7 protein-coding genes are annotated in these 6,615 nt (G+C 59.2%); 4 read left to right on the top strand and 3 right to left on the bottom strand.

From position 1 onward, the window contains the following. Positions 1 to 296 precede the first annotated feature (296 nt). The 3 genes from WFP39_RS11890 (at position 297) to WFP39_RS11880 (ending at position 3,621) form a co-directional block, all read left to right on the top strand. Positions 297 to 2,012 carry an Eco57I restriction-modification methylase domain-containing protein gene (locus tag WFP39_RS11890; RefSeq protein WP_336919868.1) on the top strand — a complete coding sequence of 572 codons (1,716 nt, stop codon included), beginning with the start codon at positions 297 to 299 and terminating at the stop codon, positions 2,010 to 2,012. Continuing rightward, a complete protein-coding gene (locus WFP39_RS11885) occupies positions 2,009 to 2,746 on the top strand; it encodes a PaeR7I family type II restriction endonuclease (protein ID WP_336919866.1) in 738 nt (245 codons plus the stop codon). The genes WFP39_RS11890 and WFP39_RS11885 overlap by 4 nt, the downstream gene beginning before the upstream one ends. A 62-nt stretch (positions 2,747 to 2,808) precedes the next feature. Next, complete coding sequence (locus WFP39_RS11880) at positions 2,809 to 3,621, top strand: ATP-binding protein (RefSeq protein ID WP_336919864.1); 813 nt, start codon at positions 2,809 to 2,811, stop codon at positions 3,619 to 3,621. On the opposite strand, the gene WFP39_RS11875 is transcribed toward WFP39_RS11880, so the two are convergent. Genes WFP39_RS11875 through WFP39_RS11865 form a run of 3 tightly spaced genes read right to left on the bottom strand, consistent with a single transcriptional unit; the run spans position 3,568 to position 5,704 of the window. Continuing rightward, positions 3,568 to 4,758: a hypothetical protein gene (locus tag WFP39_RS11875; RefSeq protein WP_336919862.1), complete on the bottom strand. Its 1,191-nt coding sequence runs from the start codon at positions 4,756 to 4,758 to the stop codon at positions 3,568 to 3,570. The genes WFP39_RS11880 and WFP39_RS11875 overlap by 54 nt on opposite strands. Continuing rightward, on the bottom strand, positions 4,755 to 5,105 hold the full coding sequence (locus WFP39_RS11870; RefSeq protein ID WP_336919860.1) for a hypothetical protein: 351 nt from the start codon (positions 5,103 to 5,105) through the stop codon (positions 4,755 to 4,757). Before WFP39_RS11870 ends, WFP39_RS11875 begins: the two co-directional genes overlap by 4 nt. Further along, entirely contained in the window at positions 5,105 to 5,704 is a 600-nt protein-coding gene (locus WFP39_RS11865) for a hypothetical protein (RefSeq protein WP_336919859.1), read from the bottom strand. The genes WFP39_RS11870 and WFP39_RS11865 overlap by 1 nt, the downstream gene beginning before the upstream one ends. A 191-nt stretch (positions 5,705 to 5,895) precedes the next feature. Between WFP39_RS11865 and WFP39_RS11860 the strand changes: the two genes are divergently transcribed. Next, the gene (locus WFP39_RS11860) at positions 5,896 to 6,417 is read left to right on the top strand and encodes a hypothetical protein (RefSeq protein ID WP_336919858.1); all 522 of its coding nucleotides are present in this window, start codon (positions 5,896 to 5,898) and stop codon (positions 6,415 to 6,417) included. The last annotated feature ends 198 nt before the right edge of the window (positions 6,418 to 6,615 follow it).

Here is a 6,615-nt window from a genome sequence, read left to right as displayed (position 1 = left end):
CTCGCCAGAAACTTCCTATCCGCCGTATGCCTTGCCGCCGCCGTGGCTTTCTGGCTCTGATTGAGTCTCGACCCTAAGCAAGGCGGCTTTTCGAGTACCTCTGGCGGTCGGCATCCAGAACCCCTTTATGGCTTGCCTTATCCCTAGACTTCCTGATGGTTTTTCCAGCCCAAACCGCCAAAAATCAATCGCGAGCTTGGACCCTAACTCTGTAAGCCGTAGTAATCGCTCAGCCTTGCATATGTTCTATATATGTTCCAATATAGCTTAGCTGCCGTGCCAATTCAGAGGTTCCCGTGAAAGCCAGACCAGCCTTCGACTATCAGCCGCCGTTGTTTGGCGATTGCCCCATCGAACAGGCTGTGCATGCCATGGCTAATGCCGGCGTTGAAGAGCGGGGAGCGATCTTCACTCGAACGGAAGTGGTAGAGTTCATTCTCGATTTGGCCGGATATGATCCTGCGCTGCCGCTCCACACGATGCGCCTGCTTGAGCCCTCCTTCGGCGGTGGCGATTTTCTGTTTGCCGCCATCGAGCGGCTGCTGAACGCGTATCATCGGCACGGCGGGTCCAACCCGGAAGTTGATCTGGTCTCGGCGGTGCGCGCCGTCGAGCTACATCATGCCAGCGTTACCGAGACCGGCATGGCGCTCGAATCCTTGCTTGTGGAGAAGGGAGTGGCACGGTCTGCTGCTGCGACGCTCCGCAAGGCGTGGCTTGTTCAGGGCGATTTTCTGCTGACGGAGTTCGATCGCCGCTTTGATTTTGTGGTCGGGAATCCGCCCTATGTGCGCCAGGAGTTAATCGCGGACGCCCTAATGGCGGAGTATCGCCGCCGTTACCGGACGATCTATGACCGGGCGGACATCTACATTCCCTTCATCGAACGGTCCCTGGACCTATTGAATCCCGGCGGTGTCCTCGGCTTCATCTGCGCGGATCGATGGATGAAGAACAGGTATGGGCGACCACTCCGGGAATTAGTGGCGAGCGGCTATCACCTGCGCGCCTTTGTGGACATGGTGGACACACCCGCCTTCACCACCGACGTGATCGCCTATCCCGGCATCTTTGTGATCGCCAATGAAGCCGGCAAGACAACAGCCGTCGCCAAGCGTCCCGAAGTCTCTTCAGAAGCACTTACCTCGCTTGCTCGTGCTATGACTGGGAAAGCATCAGCGGGCCCGGAAGTGCATGAATCCGCCATCGTGCATCGGGGCGGCGAACCCTGGATTGTGGAGACCAATCCCGGCATCGATCTTGTGCGGGCATTGGAGGCGCGACTGCCGACGCTGGAAGCGGCGGGGTGCAAGGTAGGTATCGGCGTGGCGACCGGAGCGGATCAGGCGTTTATCGCGCCTTTTGATGCGCTCGACGTTGAGGAAGATCGCAAGCTCCCGCTGGTGATGACCCGCGATATTCACTCCGGTGAGATTGTGTGGCGCGGCTATGGGGTGGTGAACCCGTTCGCGGATGAAGGCGGGCTGGTCGCACTGGCGGATTACCCCCGCCTTGCGCATTATTTGGAAGCGCGGAAGGAAGAGATTGCCGGGCGGCATGTAGCGAAGAAATCGCCCGCTGGCTGGTATCGCACCATTGACCGCATTTACCCCGCCCTCGTGGGCAAGCCCAAACTGCTGATCCCCGATATCAAAGGGGAGGCGCATATCGTCTATGACGAGGGTCGCTTCTACCCGCACCACAACCTTTACTACATCACCTCGGACACGTGGGATTTGCGCGCGCTTCAGGCGGTCCTACTTTCCGGCATCGCGCGCCTGTTCATCTCCACCTATTCCACCAAAATGCGCGGCGGGTATCTGCGCTATCAAGCACAATATCTGCGCCGCATCTGCGTGCCCCAATGGGCCGATGTTCCCCAGGAGCTTCGCGCCGAGCTGGTCGCGGCGGGTATCAGCCGCAACCGCGCACGTTGTGATGCGGCCATGACCGCGTTGTATCAATTGTCGGCAGCGGAAGCCGACGCACTCACGGACGGGGCAATCGCATGAGCCTTAAACTGGCGGACTATGAGCGGCAGGCGAAGCAGGCCACGATGGCCTTCTGGGGCAACCGTGAAAAGGCGCGGCAAAAACAGATTGAAGCGGGCAATATTGACCAGGGCGAGCGGGCCGGGGTCACGGCTGGCAAGAATATGGACGGCTTCATTGCGCTGATTGTCGATCTGGTGGAGCAAAATGGCTTGGGCCATGCGGAGCTGCACCAGACCAGTGCGGTGGTGACGCTGCCAGGGTATTTCCGACCCACGAAGAAGTGGGATTTGCTGGTCATCAATGAAGGCAGGCTGGTCGCTGCCGTTGAGCTGAAGAGCCAGGTTGGCCCGTCTTTCGGCAACAACTTCAACAACCGGACGGAGGAGGCGATTGGCACCGCCCATGATTTCTGGACGGCCTACCGGGAAGGTTCACTCGGCAACCAGCCCAAGCCGTTTCTTGGCTGGCTGATGATGGTGGAAGATGAACCGCGCTCGCGCTCGCCGGTCCGCGATCGCTCGCCGCACTTCCCGGTGTTCCCGGAATTCCAGGGCGCATCGTACCTGAAGCGGTATGATCTGCTGTGCGAACGGCTGGTAAAAGAGAACCTCTATACCGCCGCTGCACTGTTGGCGTCTCCACGGTCGGCCTCGACGACCGGCGAATTCACCGGGCTATCCGAACTCACCAGCCTGAAAACCTTCGTCACCACGTTGGCAGGCCATATCGCTGCTGAGGCAGCCCGATCCTAGCTGTCAATCTCGTCCATTTCAAAGAACTATAGGAGTAAGCCAAGTCCTTGTGATATTGGGCAATGATGCACGCCCTTCAGGCTCAGTTCTCGGATGTCGATGATCTCTTGCGAGAGGCAGCGCATGGCAGGTTGCGAAATCACGGTTCTATCGTGATTGAAAACTCAGGCCGCATCGGCCCGCTCGTTGAGTTGCTGGCAGGTGCTCAACAATTTCCTGCCGAGTATGCGTCCGTTTCATTTGAAGGTTCGTTTGCCCTAAAAGCCCGTGAGGCATGGGCAACGGGTCAATCGTTCGGTGGCGGCTACAGCGACCAGGCTGGGGTATTTCCGCTCCCCCTTGAGAACCCCGTGCAGACGAGCGATCCGGTTTGGGAGCAATGGCTACTGCACGCTGAGAATATTGCCAAGGCAAAGGGTTTTCCCATCGGACTTGTAGCCTCGCTCGTCGGAGCACTGGGTGAGATGCAGGATAACGTCTACGAGCATAGTGGCGCAGCCAGCACGGGGCTTGTCGCCTATGCCGTCACGGACCAGTCGTTTGAATTTGTGGTAGCGGACCGTGGCAAAGGCGTGCTGGAGACCCTTCGGCAAAATCCAGAGCATGCCCATCTTGAAGATGCGGGTGAGGCACTGTGCGAAGCAATCAGGCCGGGAGTATCGCGGTTTCCGGCAGCTAGCGGTCGTGGTCAGGGGTTCGTGCAGCTCTGTCGGTCAATGGTTACGGACCGCGTCGAGCTTCGCTTCCGCTCGGGCGATCATGCGCTCACCTTATGCCCGACGGACGATCCGCTTAGTGGTCACCAGCAGTTGAGCCATACCTCAGCCCTCGCTGGCATGACGATCAGCGCGATCTGGCGCGCCGACACCCCTTAGCGGCGCGTTGCGCCGCTCGGCATGGTTGCGTTCCATCACGATGTGATGGCTGTGTAGCGCCGCGACATTCTGCTGCAGCAACGCATCGATCGGCGCGCCACGCGGCGTCGGATGTTTACGCCAGACCAGCGTCCCATCGGGACGGAATTGGGCCTCCTGGCGGCAGCGGGACTTCGTGAAGGCGTCGGTGTCAATCACCGTTACCGCTGCAAAGAAGCCACGCAGAGGTTCGAGCGCGCGCGCGCCGCCGCGAACAATGAGCCCCAATGCCTGCGGCACCCGTGCTGCAAGCGCATTGAGCTGCTTCACATGCCAATTCAATCGCTCGCCCCGGCCCGCACCTGTCGCGAACTCGAAGGCGAGGTATTGGATCTCCGGGCGTTCGGCGATCTGTTCGGCCCAACGCTCATAGTCCCGTTCGGTGCGCGCGTTGACATGCAGCGCGGTTGGCAGCCCTGCCTGCATCATCTCAGCCGTGGTGATCAGGATGCGCTTCATGGCATGCAGGTTATCAGTGCGTGGGACGTCAGTCAGCACGCTAAAATTGGGGGGCGTGATAAGGGCGATGTTGAGGGCTGCCAGCTGTTCCAGCATCGCAGGCCTGTCCTTAGCCGCCCAGTAACGCTCAATCTTACGGTCGCGCGCCACCCCGGAAATCACCAGACGGGCATGCGGGTCGATCCCGAATTTCTGGCTCAGTGCGGCCCGGTCGGGATAGCGCAGCGTCCCTGCCTCGATGTCCAGCAGTGCGTAAAGCGGAAGCGCCACAATCGGGGAATGGAGCGTGCCGACACGCGCCGTGGCATGCTCAATGAGGGGAACCATGGGTGGCAATGCTTCGATGGGTATCACCGGCGCGCGAGGTACGTTCGCGAACTCCAGCCCGCCGACCTCCCTCACGCGCTCCACAAACTGCTTCGGGTTACCCCGGCAGACAAGGTCACAGGTCGCCTTGTCATCGCAGCGGCAGTAATCGCCGCAGTCGAAGAAGCTGGCGCTGTTGTGGGCACCGCCACAAATTAAGCGATCAACACAGCTCACGCATCCCAGCGAACACGGCATAGCGGCAGCGTCATCCCAGAGACTTTGCGCATTGCGCACGAGGCGGGGCAGCGGATGATTCTTGGCACTGTTCATTGCAAACGAAGCTCCACACTATTCCCGAAGTTACTCACCCGTTCAACGATCCCGAACGCGACACCGCCGCATTCGGTGAGGGATGCGCGCATGTCCGATGGCAGTCCGTTGATGGCGCCCACGCGGCTTTGCCCCCGGGACACCATGGCGTTGCCAGGCCCGCACTGAACCACCAGTTCGTCGCCGCGCTGCACGCTTATGCCAGGATCGATGTCTGCCGTGATGGTCCGCTGCCGGGAGTTAAACTTCACGTCGAAAAGGCCCGGCTCCCTGAGCCGGTCCACCCCTTTGTTCCAACGCTTGCGCCAAGGTTGGCCGGATTGTTCACGGATGAAATCGGCACCCATCAGATTACCTCCATCACCGGGCTGAACCGCTTGGTTTTGCCGTGGCGCACTTCTTTCAACATGCCCTTGGCGGCCAATGTTGCCAGCCGGTTGTTCCATGCGGTCGTCCCGATCTTGTCATTGGGCCGGAGCTTGGCCAGCTCGGGCGCGGAAATCGGATGATGCGCAGCAATGAGCTGAATGGTGCTCATCTGTCCGGCGTCGAGTTCCCCTAGAATGCGCGGGGCAGTAGCTGCGCCCCTGGCATCGAGGTCGCAGGCCCAAATTGCATCGTTGCGACCCCGAAGATAGGTCGCGAGCTCTTCCTCGATTGTTGCGTTGGGATTGGCCACGACCGGGTAGATCATGCCAGCCGCGTTTCGGCAAAAATCGCGAAAGCCCATCACGGCTTCGCGCAGAAACGAACCGGTCGCGATATCCACATCAGCAAAATCGAGGAAGGCCAGAGTCGGCTCTGCCACCGGTTTGGTTTTCTGGATCAGCTGCGCAAGCATCTGCCTCCCCATGGCGCTTCCGGCGAGCGTTGCGCTGCCGGTAGGGTTGGTCAGCATCGGGTGTCGAATCATTTCACGTTCCTCACTAATGACTGTGAGATACATGAGGATAATGATGTCGTCAATCGACCCTTGGCAATCTCCTCAGACTTGCGTCCGCTCGATGAGTACAAGTCCACGCAGCATGTAATGCTTCATCCGATTTTTTTACATTTTAGCTCAAATAGTTAAGATGATTGATCGCTTGCGGTCGGCGATCAAAGAATAAGTTCCACTAATATCAGGGACTTATGAGAATGAGCGAAGATAAGAAAACCACACCACATGTGCCGCAGGCCTTCATCGACCTGATCGGCGACCACTTTCTGGAGGCAGCCCGATACCTCCGGGAAATCCAGGACGAATACCCGGACGAGTTCATCGCAGTGGCCAAAAGCCTCGGGATCAAGCGCCGCAAAGCCTATCATCTGGCCTCGGTTGACCGGAGCTTCGACAACCTCGGGGTTGCGCAGGACAGGTTGCGCAAGATCGGCTGGACAAAGCTTTCGCTCCTCGCTCCGCATGTCGATGCCGATAATGTGCTGGAGCTCTTGAACATGGCCGAGGTGCTAACCGCTTATGAGCTCAAGATGTATCTGCGCGGCGAGATGCTTGCACCGGACACCCGCGCAGTGGTCGTCTACCTCGACAAAGCGCAGTACGCCGTCTTCGAAAGTGCTGTGCTCAAGGCAGGCGCGATCAAGCACCCCCATGGCCTCACAAACAAGGAGGCTGCGCTGACCCACGCTCTGACTTCCTACCTTTCGACTGAGGGTTGATCAGAACTAATTGCACTGGCATATGGGGGACAGTTCATCAGAGGGCAGGGCCGCCTGAGCGCCGAGTTCGGCACTCGATGACTTGGATTGTTCCAAAGTCATCGAGAGCGACGCCCTGTGGACTACCCCCACTTTCAGAACTCATGTGCTGCTTCGAGCTTCGAAGCTGATCAGATCGCGCCTCGGAAAATCCGTGCA

It is taken from the genome of Alteraurantiacibacter lauratis (assembly GCF_037154155.1).
In the GTDB taxonomy this organism is placed as follows: Bacteria; Pseudomonadota; Alphaproteobacteria; order Sphingomonadales; family Sphingomonadaceae; genus Alteraurantiacibacter; species Alteraurantiacibacter lauratis.
Note: the sequence above shows the minus strand (reverse complement) of the source record. Positions and strands in the feature narration are given on the sequence as shown.

Excerpts from the sequence above, each read along its gene's own strand:
- WFP39_RS11885 (WP_336919866.1), top strand. The coding sequence starts at position 2,009 with ATGAGCCTTAAACTGGCGGACTATGAGCGGCAGGCGAAGCAGGCCACG.
- WFP39_RS11860 (WP_336919858.1), top strand. The coding sequence starts at position 5,896 with ATGAGCGAAGATAAGAAAACCACACCACATGTGCCGCAGGCCTTCATC.
- WFP39_RS11880 (WP_336919864.1), top strand. The coding sequence starts at position 2,809 with ATGATGCACGCCCTTCAGGCTCAGTTCTCGGATGTCGATGATCTCTTG.
- WFP39_RS11875 (WP_336919862.1), bottom strand. The coding sequence starts at position 4,758 with ATGAACAGTGCCAAGAATCATCCGCTGCCCCGCCTCGTGCGCAATGCG.
- WFP39_RS11870 (WP_336919860.1), bottom strand. The coding sequence starts at position 5,105 with ATGGGTGCCGATTTCATCCGTGAACAATCCGGCCAACCTTGGCGCAAG.
- WFP39_RS11865 (WP_336919859.1), bottom strand. The coding sequence starts at position 5,704 with ATGTATCTCACAGTCATTAGTGAGGAACGTGAAATGATTCGACACCCG.